Annotated in this window: 17 protein-coding genes and 2 pseudogenes; 14 read left to right on the top strand and 5 right to left on the bottom strand. The window is 70.3% G+C overall.

Features of this window, described 5'->3' with window-relative positions:
- Window positions 1-4 precede the first annotated feature (4 nt).
- Window positions 5-1,899, bottom strand: a pseudogene (locus tag RPX00_RS35950) (thiamine pyrophosphate-binding protein).
- Between the two features lie 423 nt (window positions 1,900-2,322).
- Here RPX00_RS35950 and sucC point away from each other — a divergent pair.
- The 3 genes from sucC (at window position 2,323) to RPX00_RS35935 (ending at window position 5,281) form a co-directional block, all read left to right on the top strand.
- Window positions 2,323-3,483 (top strand): ADP-forming succinate--CoA ligase subunit beta, encoded by a 1,161-nt coding sequence (gene sucC / locus RPX00_RS35945; protein ID WP_406632087.1) that lies wholly within the window; start codon window positions 2,323-2,325, stop codon window positions 3,481-3,483.
- 3 nt (window positions 3,484-3,486) lie between these two features.
- A complete protein-coding gene (gene sucD / locus RPX00_RS35940; protein ID WP_406632085.1) occupies window positions 3,487-4,362 on the top strand; it encodes a succinate--CoA ligase subunit alpha in 876 nt (291 codons plus the stop codon).
- 64 nt (window positions 4,363-4,426) lie between these two features.
- Window positions 4,427-5,281 carry a LysR family transcriptional regulator gene (locus RPX00_RS35935; RefSeq protein WP_406632083.1) on the top strand — a complete coding sequence of 285 codons (855 nt, stop codon included), beginning with the start codon at window positions 4,427-4,429 and terminating at the stop codon, window positions 5,279-5,281.
- A gap of 296 nt (window positions 5,282-5,577) precedes the next feature.
- Here the strand turns inward: RPX00_RS35935 and RPX00_RS35930 are convergent, their stop codons facing one another.
- Window positions 5,578-6,219 carry a GntR family transcriptional regulator gene (locus RPX00_RS35930; protein WP_406632081.1) on the bottom strand — a complete coding sequence of 214 codons (642 nt, stop codon included), beginning with the start codon at window positions 6,217-6,219 and terminating at the stop codon, window positions 5,578-5,580.
- A gap of 93 nt (window positions 6,220-6,312) precedes the next feature.
- Here RPX00_RS35930 and RPX00_RS35925 point away from each other — a divergent pair, with 93 nt between their 5' ends.
- Together RPX00_RS35925 and gdhA are read left to right on the top strand one after the other, a co-directional pair.
- The gene (locus RPX00_RS35925) at window positions 6,313-9,648 is read left to right on the top strand and encodes a molybdopterin-dependent oxidoreductase (protein WP_406632079.1); all 3,336 of its coding nucleotides are present in this window, start codon (window positions 6,313-6,315) and stop codon (window positions 9,646-9,648) included.
- A 72-nt stretch (window positions 9,649-9,720) separates the two neighbouring features.
- Window positions 9,721-11,064 (top strand): NADP-specific glutamate dehydrogenase, encoded by a 1,344-nt coding sequence (gene gdhA / locus RPX00_RS35920; RefSeq protein WP_406632077.1) that lies wholly within the window; start codon window positions 9,721-9,723, stop codon window positions 11,062-11,064.
- An 8-nt stretch (window positions 11,065-11,072) separates the two neighbouring features.
- Here the strand turns inward: gdhA and RPX00_RS35915 are convergent, their stop codons facing one another.
- A complete protein-coding gene (locus RPX00_RS35915) occupies window positions 11,073-11,294 on the bottom strand; it encodes a hypothetical protein (protein WP_406632075.1) in 222 nt (73 codons plus the stop codon).
- 152 nt (window positions 11,295-11,446) lie between these two features.
- On the opposite strand from RPX00_RS35915, the gene RPX00_RS35910 reads away from it, so the two are divergent.
- The 5 genes and pseudogenes from RPX00_RS35910 to RPX00_RS35890 all read left to right on the top strand — a co-directional run bounded on the left by RPX00_RS35910 (window position 11,447) and on the right by RPX00_RS35890 (window position 14,547).
- Window positions 11,447-12,283 (top strand): DUF6597 domain-containing transcriptional factor, encoded by an 837-nt coding sequence (locus tag RPX00_RS35910; protein WP_406632073.1) that lies wholly within the window; start codon window positions 11,447-11,449, stop codon window positions 12,281-12,283.
- A 141-nt stretch (window positions 12,284-12,424) separates the two neighbouring features.
- Window positions 12,425-12,715: pseudogene (locus tag RPX00_RS35905) on the top strand (FAD-binding protein); the annotation flags it as partial.
- Between the two features lie 641 nt (window positions 12,716-13,356).
- Window positions 13,357-13,533: a BBE domain-containing protein gene (locus RPX00_RS35900; protein ID WP_406643212.1), complete on the top strand. Its 177-nt coding sequence runs from the start codon at window positions 13,357-13,359 to the stop codon at window positions 13,531-13,533.
- A gap of 19 nt (window positions 13,534-13,552) precedes the next feature.
- Window positions 13,553-14,155, top strand: a complete 603-nt coding sequence (locus tag RPX00_RS35895; RefSeq protein WP_406643210.1) for a dihydrofolate reductase family protein — start codon at window positions 13,553-13,555, stop codon at window positions 14,153-14,155.
- An 11-nt stretch (window positions 14,156-14,166) separates the two neighbouring features.
- The gene (locus RPX00_RS35890) at window positions 14,167-14,547 is read left to right on the top strand and encodes a PPOX class F420-dependent oxidoreductase (protein ID WP_406632071.1); all 381 of its coding nucleotides are present in this window, start codon (window positions 14,167-14,169) and stop codon (window positions 14,545-14,547) included.
- Here the strand turns inward: RPX00_RS35890 and RPX00_RS35885 are convergent, their stop codons facing one another.
- The gene (locus RPX00_RS35885; RefSeq protein ID WP_406632069.1) at window positions 14,548-15,360 is read right to left on the bottom strand and encodes an SDR family NAD(P)-dependent oxidoreductase; all 813 of its coding nucleotides are present in this window, start codon (window positions 15,358-15,360) and stop codon (window positions 14,548-14,550) included.
- Window positions 15,361-15,450: 90 nt separating this feature from the next.
- Between RPX00_RS35885 and RPX00_RS35880 the strand changes: the two genes are divergently transcribed.
- Window positions 15,451-16,011: a TetR/AcrR family transcriptional regulator gene (locus RPX00_RS35880; protein WP_406632067.1), complete on the top strand. Its 561-nt coding sequence runs from the start codon at window positions 15,451-15,453 to the stop codon at window positions 16,009-16,011.
- On the opposite strand, the gene RPX00_RS35875 is transcribed toward RPX00_RS35880, so the two are convergent.
- Window positions 16,012-16,935, bottom strand: coding sequence for a LysR family transcriptional regulator (locus RPX00_RS35875; RefSeq protein WP_406632066.1), 924 nt, complete (start codon window positions 16,933-16,935; stop codon window positions 16,012-16,014). It lies immediately after the preceding gene.
- An 83-nt stretch (window positions 16,936-17,018) separates the two neighbouring features.
- Between RPX00_RS35875 and RPX00_RS35870 the strand changes: the two genes are divergently transcribed.
- From RPX00_RS35870 to RPX00_RS35860, 3 genes are read left to right on the top strand one after another with little or no spacing between them, the layout of a single operon-like run.
- Window positions 17,019-17,726, top strand: a complete 708-nt coding sequence (locus RPX00_RS35870) for a succinate dehydrogenase cytochrome b subunit (protein ID WP_406632064.1) — start codon at window positions 17,019-17,021, stop codon at window positions 17,724-17,726.
- A gap of 1 nt (window position 17,727) precedes the next feature.
- Window positions 17,728-19,656, top strand: coding sequence for a fumarate reductase/succinate dehydrogenase flavoprotein subunit (locus tag RPX00_RS35865; protein WP_406632062.1), 1,929 nt, complete (start codon window positions 17,728-17,730; stop codon window positions 19,654-19,656).
- Window positions 19,653-20,396: a succinate dehydrogenase/fumarate reductase iron-sulfur subunit gene (locus RPX00_RS35860; RefSeq protein ID WP_406632061.1), complete on the top strand. Its 744-nt coding sequence runs from the start codon at window positions 19,653-19,655 to the stop codon at window positions 20,394-20,396. Before RPX00_RS35865 ends, RPX00_RS35860 begins: the two co-directional genes overlap by 4 nt.
- The last annotated feature ends 43 nt before the right edge of the window (window positions 20,397-20,439 follow it).

Raw genomic sequence — 20,439 nt, 5'->3', positions numbered from 1 at the left:
CCGACTACTTGTACATCGTCTGGTTCATGGTTCCGGGGGCGTAGGCGTCCGGGTCGACCCAGACGTTGATCAGCGACGGCTTGCCGGATTCCCGCGCGCGGCGCAGCGCCGGGGCGATATCCGCCGGATCGCGGACCTCCTCGCCGTAGCCGCCGAGCATCCGGGCGAACTGGTCGTAGGGAACGTCGCCGAGGGTGTTCCCGACGCGTTCGCGCGCCATTCCGTATTTCTGCGCCTGGCCGTAGCGGATCTGGTTCATCGACGAGTTGTTCCCGACGATCCCGACGAACGGCAGATCGAACCGCACGAGCGTCTCGAAATCCCAGCCGGTCAGGGAAAACGCGCCGTCCCCGAAGAGCGCGACGACCTCTTGGTCCGGCCGAGCGTGCTTCGCGGCCATGACAAACGGAATGCCTACGCCGAGTGTCCCGAGTGGACCGGGATCCATCCAGTGTCCCGGTGCCTTCGGCTGCACGACCTGGCCGGAGAACGTGACGATGTCGCCGCCGTCGCCGATGTAGATGGAATCCTCAGTCAGGAATTCGTTGATCTCGTGCACCAGCCGGTACGGATGGATCGGATTCGCGTCGGAATGCTGGAGCGGCAGCCGCTTCAGCTTGGCCTTCTCCTCGACCGCACGCAATTCCTCCAGCCACGGCTTGCGCCCGACCGAACCGTTGTCCGCACGACCCGACGCGGCGTCCGCGACCGCGGCGAGGATCTGTCCCGCGTCGCCGACAATGCCGAGGTCGATGTCGCGGTTCTTGCCGACCGTGCGGTAGTCGAGGTCGATCTGCACCACCTTCGCGGCGGCGGAAAGCCTTTTGCCATAGCCCATCCGGAAGTCGAACGGCGTGCCGACGATGACGATGACGTCGGCATTGTCGAACGCGTAGCGACGGGAAAGCTGGAAATGGTGCGGATCTCCCGGCGGCAAGGTTCCGCGTCCGGCACCGTTCATGTACGCCGGGATGTTCAGTGCGCGCACGAGTTCTGTCGCGGGCTCGGTGGCACGGGTCGTCCACACCTGGCTGCCGAGCAGAATCGCCGGTTTCTTGGCGTGCACCAGAAGATCGGCAAGCTCTTCGATGTCCGCCGGATCGCCCGCGTTCCGGGTGGACGCGCGATAACGGCCGGACTGCGGGATCCGCGCGTTCTCCAGCGGCACCCGGGCGTCGAGGACGTCGCGCGGAATCTCCAAAAGGACGGTCCCGGTGCGCCCGCGAAGGCTTCCCGGAACGCCATCGACACCAGGTCAGCGGCCCGCGAGGTGTGCGGGACGGTGGCGGCGAACTTGGTGATCGGGGTCATCATGTCCACGTGCGGGAGGTCTTGCAGGGAGCCCATTTTGTGCTGGCTCAACGCGCCTTGGCCGCCGATCAGCAGCATCGGGCTCTCCGCGCGCAACGCGTTCGCGACCCCGGTGACCGCGTCGGTCGTCCCCGGACCCGCCGTGACGACCGCGCACCCCGGACGGCCGGTGATCCGCGCGTACCCGTCGGCCGCGTGCGCCGCGACCTGCTCGTGCCGGACGTCGATGACGCTGATGCCCTCGTCGACGCAGCCGTCGTAGATGTCGATGATGTGGCCGCCGCAGAGGGTGAAGATGGTGTCGACGCCTTCGGCTTTCAGCGCTTTCGCGACGAGGTGGCCGCCGGAGATCGTCTCGGCCGCCTGGCCGCCGTTCGCGGCAGCTGTGGTGGCCCGGTGCTGACCGGCGCGGCCGGTGTTTCCGTCGGCCTTCTCCCCTGCGCTCTCGACGATGTTCTCGCTGGAACTCCCGCCGGTCTGCCCGCTGGCGGCTTCCCTTGCGTCCTCGCCGGCCTGCTGCCCGGCCTTCCCGCTGCCGTTCTCGCCGGTGTGCTGGCCTGCTTGCCGGCCGGTCGTGGTTGGCGACATGCGCAACTCCTCCTGTCCCGCGCCGGACCTCTCTGATCCGCGCGCTCGTCCCGGTCTGCCCGTGCCTTCTCCGCAGCCCGCCGGGCCTGTCGCCGCAGGTCAGCGGCTCGTCGCCGGAAGACTGTAGATTGCATACCGTATGAGGTAGGCATTAGACTTACTCTTCGAGCCGCCCGCTGTCCAGGGGCATCCGCAGGTTTGTCGGCCAGCTTGTCGGCCCCGGCGCAGGCCGTCCGACCCGCGCCGGAGACCTGCCCGGACGGCCCGCCGATCGGGCTCCGCGCCGGTATCTCGACCACGACCTCCCGACCACCACGAGGCCCGGATCAAGCGCCGGACCGCGACCCGCTCAGCCGGGCACGCACCGCGTTCCCGGACCCGAAACCTCTGACTCCCCCGTCTCCGCGCAGGAAAGGAATCCCGATGGACCTCTTAGAACACCAAGCGCGCGACCTCTTCGCCGCGCACGGCGTGCCGGTCCCCCGCGGTTGCGTCGCCGCGACGCCCGAGGAAGCACGCGCCGCGGCTGTCGCGATCGGCGGGGCGGTGGTGGTCAAGGCGCAGGTGAAGACCGGCGGGCGGGGCAAGGCGGGCGGGGTGAAACTCGCCGCGACGCCGGAGGATGCCGAGCGGCGAGCGGGCGAGATCCTCGGCATGGACATCAAAGGCCACCGCGTGCATCGCGTCCTCGTGACCGAGGCCAGCGACATCGCCGACGAGTACTACGTTTCCTATCTCCTCGACCGCGCCGACCGGACCTTTCTGGCCATGGTGTCGGCGGCGGGCGGGATGGACATCGAGGAGGTGGCCGCGACCCGGCCGGAGGCGCTGGTCCGGGTGCCGATCGACGTACGGGTCGGGGTCGATCTCGTGAAGGCGCGCAAGATCACCGCGGCGGCGGGGCTGCCGGCCGACGCGGCCTGCGTGCTGGTGAGGTTGTGGGACGTGTTCACGGCGGAGGACGCGACGCTGGTCGAGGTGAATCCCCTTGCCCGGACTGTCGGCGGGGAGATCGTCGCGCTGGACGGGAAGGTGACGCTGGACGACAACGCCGCGTTCCGGCAGGCCGGGCATCGGGAGTTCGCGGAGTCGGAGAGCGGGGATCCGCTAGAGCGGCAGGCCGCCGAGCAGGGGCTCAACTACGTGAAGCTCGACGGCGACATTGGCGTGATCGGCAACGGGGCCGGGCTGGTGATGTCCACTCTGGATGTAGTGGCCGCGGCGGCGCGCGACGTCGGGGCGGTCGGGCCGGCGAACTTCCTCGATATCGGCGGTGGTGCGTCGGCTGAGGTGATGTCGGCTGGGCTCGGCGTGATTCTCGGGGATCCGGCCGTGCGCAGTGTGTTCGTGAACGTCTTCGGCGGGATCACCGCGTGCGACGCGGTCGCGGACGGCATCGTGAAGGCGTTGGCGTTGCTGGGAGAACGCGCGACGAAACCGTTGGTCGTGCGGCTTGACGGAAACAACGTCGCCGAAGGCAGGCGGATCCTCGCCGAGGCAGCGCATCCGCTGGTCACGGTGGTCGCGACGATGGACGACGCCGCGCGTGCAGCAGCCAAGCTCGCGACCGGGACGGAGGGCTGACCGATGGCGATTTTCCTCGACGACACCAGCCGGGTCATCGTTTCCGGGATGACTGGGGCGGAGGGCACCAAGCACACCCGCCGGATGCTGGCCGCGGGCACGAACGTGGTGGGCGGAGTCAATCCGCGCAAGGCTGGGCAGACCGTTTCCCTGGGCGGACACGAGCTGCCGGTGTTCGGCGGCGTCGCGGAGGCGATGGCGGAGACCGGTGCGGATGTAGTGGTCTTATTAGTGCCGCCGCCGTTCGTGAAGGACGCGGTGCTCGAAGCCGTCGACGCCGGGATCGGTCTCGCCGTGGTCATCACCGAGGGCGTTCCGGTGCACGATTCCGCCGCGTTCTGGGCGCGCGCCCGCGGCAGCCAGACCCGGATCATCGGGCCGAATTGTCCCGGCCTCATCTCCCCCGGGCTGGCCAACGCCGGGATCATTCCCGCCGACATCACCGGTCCCGGGCGGATCGGGCTGGTGTCGAAATCCGGGACGCTCACCTATCAGCTCATGCACGAACTCCGCGACATCGGTTTCTCCAGCTGCATCGGCATCGGCGGCGATCCGGTCATCGGCACCACGCACATCGACGCGGTCGAGGCGTTCGAGAAGGACCCGGACACCGACGTGATCGTGCTGATCGGCGAGATCGGCGGCGACGCCGAAGAGCGTGCCGCGGCTTATGTGCGGGAGAACGTGCGGAAGCCGGTCGTCGGGTATGTCGCGGGGTTCACCGCTCCGGAGGGCAAAACCATGGGGCACGCGGGAGCGATCGTGTCGGGATCGTCCGGGACCGCCGCGGCCAAGAAGGCGGCGCTCGAAGCGGCGGGGATCCGGGTGGGACGCACGCCGAGCGAGACGGCCCGGCTGGTTCGCGAGGTGCTCGCCTGAAGGCACTGCTACGGGCGTAGTGCTACAAGCAGAGTGGTCTGATGTGGACGATCAGGGAGGGCCGATGGACCTGCGGCAGCTGGAAACCGTCGTCGCGGTGGCCGAGGAGGGCGGGTTCACGGCTGCCGCGCGCCGGCTGCACACGGTGCAGTCCACAGTGTCCACTGTGGTCCGGGCGCTCGAACGCGATCTCGGCACCGAACTGTTCGAACGGACCACGCACCGGGTCGCGTTGACGCCTGCGGGCAAGGCGTTCCTCCCGGCGGCGCGCACCGCGCTGGAGGCCGCGAGCCAGGCTCGGGCGACTGTCGACCGGGCGCGCTGGCAGGTCACCGGGGAGGTCCGGATCGGCGTCATGCCCGGGGCGTGGCCGGAACCGCATCGGGCGCTGAGCGCGTTGCGGCGGGACCACCCGGGGGTGCGCGTGCTGGTGCGGACCGCGTCGCCGCACCAGCTGCGCGAGGCGGTCGTGACGTCCACTGTGGACATCATGGTCGCGGTCGCCGGCTGCGCCCCGAGCGACGGTCTGGTGAGCCGCCCGGTCCGGCGGGAGGAGATGGTGCTGGTCACCGCGGCGGGGGACGGAGCGGCGGACCGGCCGGTGTCGGCCGCCGAAGCCGCTCGCACGGCGGTGGTCGATTTCGCGCCGGGCTGGGCGATCCGCGAGGCCACCGACCGGACGTTCCAGTCGGCCCGCGTCCGGCGGACGGTCGTGCACGAGGTGACCGACGCGCCGTCGGCGGCCGAACTGGTGCGGCACGACCTCGGCGGCTGCGTGCTGCCGGTGTCGGTCGCCGCCCAGTTCCCCGACCTGCCCGGCCGCCGGTTCGCGCGCGGGGGTCCGGCATGGAACATCACCGCGACCCACATCGGCGATCCGCGACCGGCGGTGGCGGCGGTGTTGCGGCACCTGACCTGAGTTTTGATGCTCCCTGCCTGCGGCGCGGCAGCCCGGCCCTCGCGACAGGCAGTTCCCGCCGTGCCACCGCGGCGGCACTTGACCTGAGTTGAAGACCCCGCCGCGCATCGCTTTGCCCGCGAGACGTCGGACCAGCCCCGCGACAGTCAATTCCCGCCGCACCAGCGCGGCGGCACCTGATCCGCGCGCAGCAAGCCGGCGCCGTCGCGGATGCTGAAGCGGGCTCATCACGGGCCTGGCGATGGCCGGTTGACGAGCGCGCACGTCCGCGCACTCAGCACCGAACCCGGCCACGGTCAGCCGGAAGCCCAGTCCGCTCGAATGTGTTTCAAATGCGCCCGAACCTGCCCCTCCAACCGAGCCCAATCCCGCGCCGCCACCGTCGCCAGCATCTCGCGGTGTTCTCGCGCCGAGTCCGTCAGCCGGCCGTGTTCGGCGAGCTTTTCCAAGCCGTACAACCGAGTCTGGTCGCGCAGGTTCGCGATGGCATCGGTCAGGCGGCGGTTTCCGGACAGGGACAGCAAATCCAGGTGGAAGCGGCGGTCCGCCTCCAGGAACTGGGCCACGTCGCCAGCCGAGGCGGCGGATTCGATTTCCGCGGCGAGGCCGTCCAGGCGGGCCAGGTCGGCGGGGGCGGCGTTCGCGGCCGCGGAGAGGGTTGCCGGGACTTCCAGCAGGAGGCGCATCTCGTAGATCTCGTCGAGGTCGCGTTCGCTCATCGCGACCACCCGATAGCCGCGGTTGCGGACCGGTTCCAGCAAGCCCTGGTCGACCAGCGTCAGCAGCGCCTCGCGCACCGGGCTGCTCGACACGCCCAGGCGCGTCGCGAGGGCGGCGGCCGAATAGATGTCGCCGGGGCGCAGGTCGCCGGACACCATCGCCTGCCGCACGACTTCGAGCACCTGTTCGCGCAGGTTCGGGCGCTGCAGCTGGGTCACGGGCCGCTCCTCCGCTCGCGCGGGCTTGACTTCGCCCGCTTCCGTCCAGCATGGTACCGGAGTAGCCGGTAGCCGGTTACTAAGGAGTAACTAATGTCTGAGGTCCGGGGTTACTGCACGTTGTGCCGCTCGCGCTGCGGCGCGGTCTACACCGTCGAGAACGGTGCGCTGCTCGGGGTCCGGCCGGACACCGAGCATCCGACCGGGGCCGCGCTGTGCCCGAAGGGGCGGGCGGCGCCGGAGCTGGTCCGCTCCCCCGAGCGGCTGCGGCGGCCGCTGCGGCGCACGACGCCGAAGTCCGATCCGGATCCTCGGTGGCGCGAGATCAGCTGGGACGAAGCGCTCTCCGAGGTCGCGGAGCGGCTCGGCGACATCCGCGCGACCAGCGGCGCGGAGGCGGTCGCGTTCTCGGTCACGTCGCCGAGCGGCACGCCGATGTCCGACGCGATCGACTGGGTCGAGCGGTTCATCCGGCTCTTCGGCAGCCCGAACACGCTGTACTCCACCGAGATCTGCAACTGGCACAAGGACTTCGCGCACGCCTTCACGTTCGGCTCCGGACTGCCCGCCCCCGATTACGCGGGCACGGATTTCGCGGTGCTGTGGGGGCATAATCCGGCGAAGGCGTGGCTCGCGCAGTCGGCCGCGCTGGCTGGGGCCCAGCCGCCGAGGCTGGCGGTGGTCGATCCGCGCCGGACCGCCAGCGCGGTGCGGGCCGAGCATTGGCTCCGGGTCCGGCCGGGCACGGACGGCGCGCTCGCGCTCGGTGTCGCGCGGTCGTTGCTGGAGCGGCGTGGGCACGACGAGGCGTTCGTGCGGTCGTGGACGAACGCTCCGTTGCTGGTCCGCGCGGACACCGGGCGGTTTCTGCGGGGTGCGGAGCTTGCCCCAAAAGTGAGCGGCTTCGTGGTCTGGGACGAGGTTTCCGGGCAGGCTGAGCCATACGACACGGACTATCCGGCAGTCGCGCCGGAGCGGTTCGCGCTGCGCGGGAGGCGTCGCGTCCAGACGGTGAACGGGCCGGTTGACTGTGTTCCCGCGTTCGAGCATTACGTCGAGGCGTGTGCCGGGTGGACGCTGGAGCGGACTGAGGCGGTGACGACCGTCGAGGCCGCTGCGATCGAGGCGTTCGCGGCGGACCTCGCGGCAGCGAAATCGGTGACTTACGCGGCTTGGTCCGGCATCGGCCAGCACTCGAACGCGACGCAGACCGAGCGCGCGATCGCGACCCTCTACGCGCTCACCGGCTGCTACGACTCCCCCGGCGGCAACGTCGTCCTGCCGAAGCTGCCGGTCGCGCCGGTCACTTCGCCGGACCAGCTCGCCCCTGAGCAGCGCGCGAAAGCCCTGGGGATTCAGGAGTTTCCGCTCGGGCCGCCGGCACAGGGCTGGGTGACCGCGCGGAATTTCTGCCGCGCAGTGCTCGAAGAGAAGCCTTATCCGGTCCGGGCGCTCGTGTCGTTCGGCGGGAATCTTCTCCTGTCCCAACCGGATCCGCGCCGGACCGCGGACGCGTTGCGGAAGCTGGAATTCTCCGTGCATCTCGATCTGTTCGAGAATCCGACCGCACGGTTCGCCGACCTGCTGCTGCCGGCCCAGACGCCGTGGGAGCACGAAGCGGTCAAGGCGGGCTTCGAGATCAGCCGCGCGGCACAGGAGCATGTGCAGTTACGGCCGCGGATGACCGACCCGATCGGCGAGTCGCGTTCGGACACTGAGGTCGTGTTCGAGCTGGCCGAACGGCTCGGGCTCGGGGCGGAGTTCTTCCACGGGCGCATCGAGGACGGCTGGAATCATCAGCTGGCTCCGCTCGGCCTTACCGCCGCGCAACTGCGGGAGCGGCCCGGCGGGGTCGATCTGCCGTTGGAGACCGGGCACCGCAAGTATGCCGAATGCGCCGAGAACGGCACGGTTGCCGGGTTTTCGACGCCGACCCGGCGGGTCGAGCTGTATTCCGAGCGGCTTGCCGAGCACGGCCAGCCCGCGGTTCCGGTCGCTGATCCGCCGCCGCCGGATCCGGCGCATCCGCTCGTGCTGACCTGCGCGAAGAACGGGTACTTCTGTCACAGCCAGCATCGCGGGATTTCCTCGCTGCGCAAGCGGTTCCCGGAACCGGTCGTCGAGTTGAGCGCGGAAGCCGCCGCGGAGCGCGGGATCGAGGACGGGCAGTGGGTCCGGATCACCACCGCCTCGGCGGACGTCCGGATGCGGGCGCGGATCGATCCCGCGCTGCATCGCGACGTCGTCGTGGCCGAATACGGCTGGTGGCAACCGGCGCCAGACCTCGCGCTGCCCGGTTCGGACCCGCTCGAGGACGGCGGGACCAACTACAACCTGCTGGTCGGCGACGACGCCCACGACCCGGTGAGCGGATCGGTCCCGTTGCGCTCGACGTTCTGCGACGTCCGGCCGGACGAGCCGGAGCCGTGGACCGGGCAGCGGGAGTTCGTGGTCGAGCGCGCGGAGTTCGAGACCGAGGACATCCGCTCGGTGCGGCTCCGGCCGGTCGACGGCGGGCCGGTGCCGGAGTTTCGCGCCGGGCAGCACATCACCGTGGCGTGGCCGGAAGCGCCGGGGCTGACCCGCAGTTATTCCCTGACCGGGCCCGCGAAAGTGCCGGGGGACGGTTACACGATCGCGGTACGGCGGGTGCCGGGCGGGCAGTTCTCCCCCGCGGTGCACGACCGGCTCCAGCCGGGGTCCCGGCTGCTGGTCACGGCACCGTCCGGCGGGTTCGCGCTGCCCGCGGTCCATTCGCGGCCGATCGTGCTGCTCGCCGCCGGGATCGGGATCACGCCGTTCCTGAGCCATCTCGAGACTCTCGATCCCGCGACCGCACCGGAGATCGTGCTGCACCACGGCAGCCGCGACTCCTCCCGGCACGCGTTCCGCGAGCGCATCGCCGAGCTGGCCGCGCGCCTGCCGACCGTCCGGGTGCTGGACCACTACAGCCGTCCCGGTCCGGACGATCGCTGCGATTTCACCGGACGGGTCACCGCCGACCGCGTCGATGCCGACCTGATCCGGCGGCGCGCCCGGTTTTACTTGTGCGGCCCGGAAACCATGCTGGACGAGCTGACCGCCGGGCTCGTCGTCCGGGGCGTGCCGCGCTTCGACATCTTCACCGAGAAGTTCCACGCCGCCCCGGCCCCGGTCGAGATCCCGGACGACGCCACGGCCACCGTGCGGTTCGCGCGGTCCGGCCGCGAGGTCACGTGGCGGGCCGGAGACGGGGATCTGCTGCGGTTCGCCGAGGCGTCCGGGGTCGCGCTGCCGAGCGGATGCCGGCTCGGCCAGTGCGAAAGCTGCGCCGTGCCGGTGCTGGAAGGAACCGTCGCGCATCTGGTCGCCGTCGCCGACGATCTGCCCGCCGACCAATGCCTCTCCTGCCAGGCCGTACCCACTGCGGACGTCGTGCTCGATGCGTGAGACCGGTCACCCCTAACCTCGCAAACCCCGTCGGGGGTGCGATTCCGGGCACGCGGAAGGCATCATCGGCGGATGCCACTCGACCAGACATCCCGCGAAGTGTACGAGGACATCGTCCGGAAGAACCCGGCCGAGCCGGAGTTCCACCAGGCCGTGTACGAGGTGCTCGAGGCGATCCGGCCCGCGCTGCGGCGCGATCCGGGCCTGCGCGACGCGGCGATGCTGGAGCGGCTGTGCGAGCCGGAGCGGCAGGTGCTGTTCCGCGTCGTCTGGACCGACGACGCGGGCGCGGTGCACGTCAACCGCGGCTTCCGGGTCGGGTTCAGCTCGGCGCTCGGGCCGTACAAGGGCGGGCTGCGCTTCCGCGGCGACGTCACGCTCGGCACGGTCAAGTTCCTCGCCTTCGAGCAGATCTTCAAGAACGCGCTCACCGGCCTCGGCATCGGCGCGGGCAAGGGCGGGTCCGACTTCGACCCGGCCGGCCGCAGCGACGGCGAGATCATGCGGTTCTGCCAGGCGTTCATGACCGAGCTGGTCCGGCACATCGGCCCGGAGACGGACGTGCCCGCGGGCGACATCGGCGTCGGCGGCCGCGAGATCGGCTACCTGTTCGGCCAGTACAAGCGGCTCACCAACCGCTACGACGCGGGCACGATCACCGGCAAGAACCCGTTGCTGGGCGGGATTCCGGCGCGTCCGGAGGCCACCGGGTTCGGCACCGTGTACTTCCTCGACGCGATGCTCGGCGCCCGCGACGACTCGTTCTCCGGCCGCACCGCCGTCGTGTCCGGGTCGGGCAACGTCGCTTACCACGCGATCGCGAAGCTGCAGGAACTCGGCGCGAAGCCGATCGTGTGCTCGGACTCCGGCGGCTACATCCACGATCCACGCGGGATCGACCTCGAAGTGCTGCACGAGCTGAAGGTCGCGCGGCGCGGGCGGCTTTCCGAGTACGTCGAGCGAGTGCCGTCGGCGAAGTACGTCACCGACGGCACGCCGTGGGACGTTCCGTGCGACCTCGCGCTCCCCTGCGCGACGCAGAACGAACTCGACGAGCAGTCCGCGTTGCGCTTGGTGAAGAACGACGTCCGCGCGGTTGCCGAGGGCGCGAACATGCCCTGCACGCCGGGTGCGCTGCAGATCTTCCGCGAGGCGGGTGTCGCGGTTGGACCCGGGAAGGCCGCGAATGCCGGCGGGGTCGCGGTGTCCGCGCTGGAAATGCAGCAGAACGCGGCTCGCGAGCGCTGGACGTTCGAGCGCACCGACCGGACGCTGCGCGACATCATGACCGACATTCACCGGACCTGCCTGGAGACCGCGGACGAGCACGGCGTCGCCGGGGACTACGTGAGCGGGGCCAACATCGCCGGGTTCCGCAAGGTGGTCGCCGCGATGGACGCCGGCGGGTACATCTGAGGCGGGGGCTACCGCGCCGACGACAGGGTGATCAGGAGATAGAGGAAGAGCAGCAGTCCGGCGACGCCGAGCACGGCCGCGATCGCGCTGCGGACCCAGGTGATCAGGCCGGTGGTGGTTCTCTGCCGGTAGCCGGTGAAACGCGCGTGCGTCTGGCTGGCCCGGTCCAGCAGGCCGCCCACGAACAGCCCCGCGCCGAGGACGAGCAGGATGATGATCAACGTCGGCATGGCCGGTGCCTCCTTCGGCGGCGCTGCTTCCCAGGGGTCCGACAGCGAGAATCCCCGGCCGGCGAGCGGTCGGATACGGGAGAAGGTCGTCCGGTCCAGGGACTTGTGGCCCGGCACTTGACGCGCGCCCGGCGGGACGCTTCGGTACGGGGATGACCGCGTATCTCGAACGTCCGCCAGTGCCCGGCCTCGCGGCCGCCGTGCGCACCGTGTGGATTCAGCGCACCGGCGACGCGCCGTACGCGCAGCGGCATCTGCCCACTGGCGGCGTCGAGATCCACTTCCCGGTCGGCGGGCGGCCGCGGCTGCTCGGGCCGTTGACCGGGCCGCAGATCGAGGTCATTCCGGCGCACACGACCATTGTCGGGGTGCGGTTCCGCCCCGGGGCCGCGCCGCCGCTGCCTGCCGGGCTTGACGAGCTTGCCGATCAGCACCTCGGGCTGTCCGAGTTGTGGGGCCGGGCGGCGGAGCGGCTCGCCGAAGCGGTGGCCCTCGCCGCGACGCCGGAGCTGGGCTTGGCCGCGGTGCAGGCGCATCTCGTGCGGGAGTTCCGGCGGACCGGCTCGGACCCGCTGGTCGGGGAAGCGGTGCGGGTGCTGATGCCGTGGGACCCGGTCGGCGTCGACGCGGTCGCCGCGCACCTCGCGCTCTCGGCGAGCCAGCTGCGGCGGCGGTGCCTGCAGGCGGTCGGGACGAGCCCGAAGGTGCTCCAGCGGACGTTGCGGTTCCAAGGGTTTCTCGCGCTGGCCCAGTCCGGCGCAGTCGCCTCCGGGCGGCGTGGCGCGGACGGGGTGGCGGGTCTCGCCGTTGACGCCGGGTACGCCGACCAGGCGCATTTGAGCCGGGAATGCCTCCGGTTGACCGGGGTTACGCCGAGGCAGCTTCTCGGCGGGGACCTCGACCGGTGTGCGTGCGGGCATGATCATTCGGCTTCCTACGCGCCGTTTCTCGCTACCCGCGGGCGTTCTCCGGCGAAGCTCTCCGGCTGACCGCCGTCGCGGCGCCGGTCCGTGCGCGTTTTGTTCAAGAACCGCGAGCCGCGCCTCCGTAGCGTCTGTTCCGTGATCGACGTCCTCTCCCCCAGCCCGCGGGTCCTCCGCTGCCACTCGGTCGCCGAGGTCGTTCACGCCATGGAACGCGCGACGGCGACCGGCCAGCACCTCGTGCCGCGCGGCGGCGGGCATTGCTTCGCGAACCGGTCCTCGACCGGCGGGATCGTGGCAGATCTGTCCGGACTGGACCGGATCGCGGTCGACGACACCGGCGTGGCGACGATCGGCGCGGGCGCGCGGCTTGGCACGGTGTACCGGGAGTTGCACGCGCGCGGCCGGACGATTCCCGCCGGGTGCGGCGACACGGTCGGCATCGCCGGGCTGACACTCGGCGGCGGGATCGGGCTGCTCGGCCGCCAGTACGGGCTGACCTGCGACCGTCTCGTCGGGGCTCAGGTGGTGCTCGCCGACCGAAGCGTCGTGGAGTGCGACGAACGCCGGGAGCCCGACCTGTTCTGGGCCTTGCGCGGCGCGGGCGGCGGACAGTTCGGCATCGTGACAGAGCTGCGGTTCGCCACCGTGCCGGAACCACTGGCCTGCCGGATCGAAGGCCGCTGGGCAGCGTCGGAAACCCTCGTCACCGCATGGCAGGACTGGGCCCCCGACGCCCCGGACGAACTGACCGTCAACCTCACCGTCTCATCCGGACACGCGACCCTCTTCGGCTCCTCCACCCTGCCGCCCGCCGCGACCCGGGAGCTGCTCCGGGACTTCACCACGCGGGCCGGTGTTCTGTATGCAATAGACATCCGACAGGATGTTCCCTACAGCATGCTGAAGCCGACATTCAGTACGCTTGATGCGGTCGACGGGCACCGCCGGATCCGGTCCGAGTTTTTCGAGCGCACGATGCCGGAGCGCACCACGGCCGGGCTCATCCGCCGGCTGAGGGGGAACCGGCGGCTCGCGTTCACGGCGATGGGCGGGGCGTACAACCGGGTCGCGGCGGAAGACACGGCGTTTGCCCATCGGGGCGAGCGGTTTCTGCTGGAGCACGTCGGCGACACCCCGTGGGTGGACGAATCCTGGGGCGCGGCGCGGGGTCCGGCCGGGTTTATCCGAACTTCCCCGACCTCGCGCTCGAGGATCCGGCAAGGGCGTACCACGCGGGCAACTATCCGAGGCTCGCCGCGATCAAGAAGGCCTACGACCCGCACCGGGTCTTCCACTTCCCCCAAGCGCTGTGAGCGACTACTAAGGAGCGTAATGACCAAAGTGTTCAGTGCCCTGTCCGTCTCGGTCGACGGCTACATCAGCGGCCGCCGTCCGGAGGGGGCCGACGAAGTCGGGAGCGGGCTCGGCGACGCCGGGATGCTGTTCGACTGGTACTTCACCGGCGACACGCCGAGCAAGGTCCTCGACGGCTTCACCCTGTCCGAGCCCAGCGCCCGGGTGTTCGACAAGCTCGCCGCGCGCGTCGGGGCGTCCGTGGTCGGGCACGCGACTTACGACCACTCCAGCCACTTCGGCGGCGGCGGTCCGCATCCGACCGCTCCGTTGTTCGTGGTCAGCCACCAGCCGGTGCCCGAACTGAGCGGGAAGCAGACGCACGCCAGCAGCGTCGAAGAGGCCATCGCCGGCGCGCGGGAGGCGGCCGGGGACAAGGACGTCGCGCTCATGGGCGGGGTTCTGGTCACCGAGGCGATCAAGGCCGGGCTGGTCGACGACTTCGTCCTGCACCAGGTCCCGATCCTGCTCGGCGGCGGGCGGAGCTTCTTCCGCGAACTGCCCGAGCACGTCCGGCTGCGGCTGGTCGAAGCCGTCCCGGCGCCCGGCGTCACCCACCTGCACTACGAAATCCTCCGCTGAAAGGAAATCCCATGCTGAACCCCGAAGTCCGCCGCGTGCTCGACGGCACCCCGATCGCCCACCTCGCGACCGTCCTCCCGGACGGATCGCCGCATGTCGTCCCGGTGTGGATCGGCACCCGCGGCGACCGGATCGTCTTCCTCACCGGCCCGGACAGCCGCAAGGCCCGCAACCTCCGCCGCGACCCGCGCGTGGCGATTTCCCTTACCCCGCCGGACAATCCGTTCGAGCCGATCATCATCCGCGGCCGGGTGGCCGAATGGATCGAGGGCGACCCGGCGTGGGAGATCGTCGACGAGGTGGCCAAGAAGTACATCGGCCAGCCGTACACGCGGGAGCAGGTGCGCGTCGTGGGCCTGATCGAGCCGGAGCGGCAGTCGGTCGGGATGTAGTCAGAACGCGATCGACGCGGCCAGTTCCCGTTGCGACTCAAGGAGGTTCAGCCGTTCAGTGAGTGCACTGTGGACGGCGTCGTAGGTGTCCGAGCCCAGGGAGAGGCGCAGCGGCGGGTTCGGCTGGAAGGTGGTCTCGTACAGCAGCGCGGCGATTTTGGCCGGGTCGCCGGAAAGCGCGCTGTCGTCGAGGGATTCCAGGTAGCGGCGGGTCCGGCCGACGGCGTTGTCGCGATACGGCTCCGTTTCGGCGGTGTAGCGCAGCGCGGACGCGAAGCCGGTCCGGGTCCCGCCGAGCTGCGCCAGCGTCAGGTGAATGCCGAAGTCGTCGACCTCGCGGCTGACGCTCTCGGTGTAGCCCTCCAAACCCCACTTGCCCGCGTGGTACGCGCTGTGCGTCGGCGAGCCGATCTGGCCGCCCATGCTGGAAATCTGGATGATCCGGCCGCCGCCCCGCGCGCGCATCGGGCCGAGGAACGCGCGGGTGATCAGGATCGGGGCGAGCAGCAGCACCTCGATCTGGTCCCGGATCTGCTCGGGCGTCATCTCCTCGGCCGCGCCCACGAGCGCGTACCCGGCGTTGTTCACGACCACGTCCACCGGCCGCCGCCGCGACGTCCGCTCGACCACGGCGGCGACGTCGGCAGGATGCGTGAGATCGAGCTGCTCCACGGTGAGCCGCGGCGAGTCCGGCAACGCGTCCGGACGCCGGACCGTCGCGGTCACGTATTCGCCGTGCCGGAGTGCTTCCTCGACCAGGTGCCGGCCCAGACCGCCGGAAGCGCCGGTGACGAACCAATGCCGTGCGGACATGACGGAGTCTCCCAGGGGTAAGGTTAACCGGAATGCGTTCCGCTTACCGTATCCGGAATGCGTTCCGGATAGCAACCCGGGAGGGAACCGATGCCTGACGCCCCGCGCCGCACCCGGCGCGACGCGCGAGAGAACCGTGCCCGGCTGCTGGAGGTCGCCGCGCAGGCCTTCGCCGAGCAGGGCCTCGACGCCGCGCCGTCCGCGATCGCCAAGCAGGCTGGGGTCGGCGTCGGCACGCTGTACCGGCACTTCCCGACCCGCGAAGCCCTGATCGACGCCGCCTACCGGCACCAGCTCGCGGGCGTCTGCGAGCAGGCATCGGCCCTCCTCGCACAGCACCCGGCCGCGGACGCGATGCGGGAGTGGCTGACGCATTTCCTCGCCTACGTCCGCGCGAAGCACGGCATGTCCGAAGCGCTCAACGCGGTGATCGCATCCGGCGTCGATCCGTACTCGGACAGCCGGAAGCTGCTTCTCGACGCCGTCAACGCGCTCCTGGAAGCCGGCGCGAAAGACGGCACACTCCGGGACGACGTGGCTGCCGAAGACGTCCTGCTCCTCGTCGGCGGCATCGGCTATTCCGCGCAGTACTGCGAAAAACCCCAGCTGCGACGGCTGATCGGCCTGGTACTGGACTCCCTGACCCGCTGATCACCGGCCGACGAGCGGCCGCGTGCCCGGCGGCAGCTGCGCCACCCCGCCGCCGAGGTACCGCACCACCGCCTCCTGCAGCGCCCGCACCGCACGCGGCTGCTCGACGTCCCGCCGGTACGCCAGCCGCACCACGCGGCTCAGGCCCGGCGCGGTGAACTGCGTGCGGCGGAACCGGTCCCCGACCACGGTGCTCGGCACGACCGCCAGGCCCAGTCCGGCCTGCACCAGCTCCAGCACCGCGTCCATCTCGCCGCCTTCGATCGCGAAGAGCGGGTCGAATCCCTCGGCGCGGCAAGCGGTCACGGTCGCCTCGCGCAGGTCGTAGCCTTGCCGGAACATCACCAGCGGCCGGTCCCGCAGCGCGGCGATCGGCATCCGCCCGCGCACCGGGGCCGGCGCGTCCTTCGGCGAGATCACCACCAGGTCCTCGACGAACAGCGCGCGGCTCTCCAGGCGGGAATCGTCGTGCAGCCGGCTGTCGACGATCATCGCCAGGTCCAGCCCGCCTTCCGACAGCTCGGTCTGCAGGTCTCGGGACCCGCTTTCGTGCAGCACCAGTTCGATCCCCGGGTAGTCCCGGCGGAACGCGGCGAGCATCGCGGGCAGCAGGCCGGTGCACAGGCTCGGGGTGGCGCCGAGCCGCACCCGGCCGCGCCCGAGTTCGTCCAGCTCGCGGATCGCCCGGTACGCGTTCTCCGTCTCGGCGAGGATCCGGCGCGCGATCGGCAGCAGCGTCTCCCCCGCCTCGGTGAGCGTGACGTTGCCGCGGATCCGGTGGAACAGCCCCGCGCCGACATCCCGTTCCAGCGCACGGATCTGCTGCGACAGTGAGGGCTGCGCCACTCGCATGCGTTCCGCGGCGCGCGTGAAGTGCCGCGTCTCGGCCACTGCCAGGAAATACGCCAGCTGCTGGAACTGCATGTCCGCCATCATAGGCGTTGCCTCTCGTGATGAGAGAAAGCATGTGTTTGCCCTCTCGTCGGGGCCGACCTACCGTCGATTCCGTGGCACTCGCACCCGCTCCGCCCCGCCGTCGCCCGGCGCTCGTGACGTTCTGGCGTTCGACCATCGGCAAGAAGGTCGTCATGGCCGTCACCGGGCTGATGTTCGTCGCGTTCCTGTTCGTGCACATGGCCGGGAACCTCAAGGTTTTCCTCGGGCCGCAGCACTTCGACGACTACGCCGCCTGGCTGCGCACGATCGGCGAACCGGTGCTGCAGAACGCCTGGTACCTCTCGATCCAGCGGGTCGTGCTGGTGATCGCGCTGGTGCTGCACGTGGTCGCGGCGGTGCAACTGTCCAAACGGGACAGGCAGGCGCGCCCGGTGAAGTACGCGCACGGCCAGCGGCGCAAAGCCAGCTTCGCGACGCACACCATGCGCTGGGGCGGCGCGACGCTCGCGCTCTACATCGTGTGGCACATCCTGGACCTCACCGTCGGCGTGGCGAACCAGGACTTCCGCGACGGCCAGCCGTACCACAACATCGTCGCGGACTTCCAGGTCTGGTGGGTCAACCTGATCTACATCGTCGCGCTGCTGATGCTCGGCCTGCACATCAACCACGGCTTCTGGAGCGCGGCGCAGACCCTCGGCATCGCGAGCAAAACGCGGGACCGGGCACTGAAGACCGTGGGAAGCGTGCTCGCCGTCGTGATCACCGGCGGTTTCCTGATCGTGCCGATCGCCGTGATGGCGGGATGGGTGGCCTGACATGAGCGACTACACGCTCGGCGAGCCGATCGCCGACGACCGGGCGCCGGACGGCCCGATCGAGGACCGCTGGGACAGCCGCCGCTTCGGCGCGAAGCTGGTCAACCCGGCCAACCGGCGGCGGCACCGGATCATCGTGGTGGGCACCGGCCTCGCCGGCGCGTCCGCGGGCGCGACGCTCGCCGAACAGGGCTACCACGTCGTCCAGTTCTGCTTCCAGGACTCGCCCCGGCGCGCGCACTCGGTCGCCGCGCAGGGCGGGATCAACGCCGCGAAGAACTACCGCAACGACGGCGATTCGGTCTACCGGCTCTTCTACGACACGGTGAAGGGCGGCGACTTCCGGTCCCGGGAGTCCAATGTGTACCGGCTGGCGCAGGTGTCCACGCAGATCATCGACCAGGCGGTGGCACAGGGCGTGCCGTTCGCCCGGGAGTACGGCGGGCTGCTCGACACCCGTTCGTTCGGCGGCGTGCAGGTGCAGCGCACGTTCTACGCGCGCGGCCAGACCGGTCAGCAGCTGCTGCTCGGCGCGTACCAGGCGCTGGCCCGGCAGATCGACGCCGGCGGCGTGGAAATCCATCCGCGCACGGAAATGCTGGACCTGATCGTGTCCGACGGCCGGGCCCGCGGCATCGTCGCGCGCGACCTGGTGACCGGCGAGGTGACCACCCACCTGGCGGACGCGGTCGTACTGGCGACCGGCGGCTACGGCAACGTCTTCTACCTGTCCACCAACGCGAAAGGCTCCAACGCGACCGCGATCTGGCGGGCGCACAAGCGCGGCGCGTACTTCGCCAACCCGTGCTTCACGCAGATCCACCCGACCTGCATCCCGCGTTCCGGCGAGCACCAGTCGAAGCTCACCCTGATGAGCGAATCGCTGCGCAACGACGGCCGGATCTGGGTCCCGAAACAGCCGCGCGACCCGCGTCCGCCCCGGGACATCCCGGAGTCCGAACGCGACTACTACCTGGAGCGGATGTACCCGAGCTTCGGCAACCTCGTGCCGCGCGACATCGCCTCCCGGGCGGCGAAGAACGTCTGCGACGCGGGCTTCGGCGTCGGCCCCGGCGGGCTCGGCGTGTACCTCGACTTCGCGGACGCGATCGAGCGGATGGGCCGCCCGGCGGTGGAAGCCAAGTACGGCAACCTGTTCGACATGTACGAGCGGATCACCGCGGAGAACCCGTACGAGGTCCCGATGCGGATCTACCCGGCGATCCACTACACGATGGGCGGTCTGTGGGTCGACTACGACCTGCAGAGCACCGTGCCCGGCCTGTTCGTGATCGGCGAGGCCAACTTCTCCGACCACGGCGCGAACCGGCTCGGCGCGTCCGCCCTGATGCAAGGCCTGGCGGACGGCTACTTCGTCCTCCCCGCCACCCTCAACGACTACATCGCCCGCGGCAGCTTCCCCGCCCTGGACCCGGCGGACCCCGCTGTCGCATCCGCGGAAACCGCTGTCCGCGAACGGCTCGAACGGCTGCTGTCCGTCCAAGGCACCCGCAGCGTCGACTCGTTCCACCGCGAACTCGGGCACCTGATGTGGGACCACTGCGGAATGTCCCGCTCCGCCGAGGGCCTGCGCAAAGCACTGGACCGCATCCCGGAACTGCGCGCCGAATTCTGGCGAGATGTGCGTGTCCCCGGCACCGGCGAGGAGCTGAACCAGGAACTCGAAAAGGCCGGCCGCGTCGCGGACTTCCTGGAACTGGCCGAACTCCTGCTGCTGGACGCACTGGTCCGCGAAGAGTCCTGCGGCGGCCACTTCCGCGAGGAGCACCAGACCGCCGACGGCGAGGCCCAGCGCGACGACGAGCGGTTCTCGTACGTCTCGGCCTGGGAGTACGGCGAGAAACCGGTGCTGCACCAGGAAATCCTGAACTTCGAGCACGTCCACCCCACCCAGCGGAGCTACACGTGAAACTCACCCTGCGAGTCTGGCGCCAGTCCGGTCCCGACGCCGACGGCAAGCTGGTCGAATACCCGGTCGACGACGCCACTCCGGACATGTCCTTCCTGGAACTGTTGGACGTCCTCAACCAGCACCTCATCGAGGACGGCGCCCAGCCGATCGCCTTCGACCACGACTGCCGCGAAGGCATCTGCGGCTCGTGCGGCGTAGTAATCAACGGCCGCGCACACGGCCCCGAGCGCACCACCACCTGCCAGCTGCACCTGCGCTCCTTCCAGGACGGCGACGTACTGGACGTAGAACCCTGGCGCGCCAAGGGTTTCCCAGTGATCAAGGACCTGGTAGTCGACCGCTCGGCGTTCGACCGCATCATTGAGGCAGGCGGCTACGTCACCGCCCCCACCGGCAGCGCCCCCGAAGCGCACGCGACCCCCGTACCCAAACCGGACGCGGACCTAGCCTTCGACAACGCGACGTGCATCGGTTGCGGCGCCTGCGTAGCAGCCTGCCCGAACGGCTCGGCCATGCTCTTCACCTCGGCGAAAGTGGCGCACCTGAACTCCCTGCCACAGGGCCAGCCAGAACGCGCGCAACGGGTACTGGACATGGTGGAAACCATGGACGCAGCAGACTTCGGCGGCTGCACCAACACCGGCGAATGCGTAGCGTCGTGCCCGAAAGGCATCCCGCTGACGAGCATCGCCAACCTCAACCGCGAGTTCATGAAAGCAAGCCGCACCCGCCGCTAACCCGAGCCACACGTCCGCCGCCGATGCACCCACCCATCGAGGC

Origin of the sequence: Amycolatopsis sp. WGS_07 (assembly GCF_045278895.1) — a bacterium.
GTDB lineage: Bacteria > Actinomycetota > Actinomycetes > Mycobacteriales > Pseudonocardiaceae > Amycolatopsis.
This window is presented reverse-complemented; position numbering and strand designations above follow the sequence as displayed.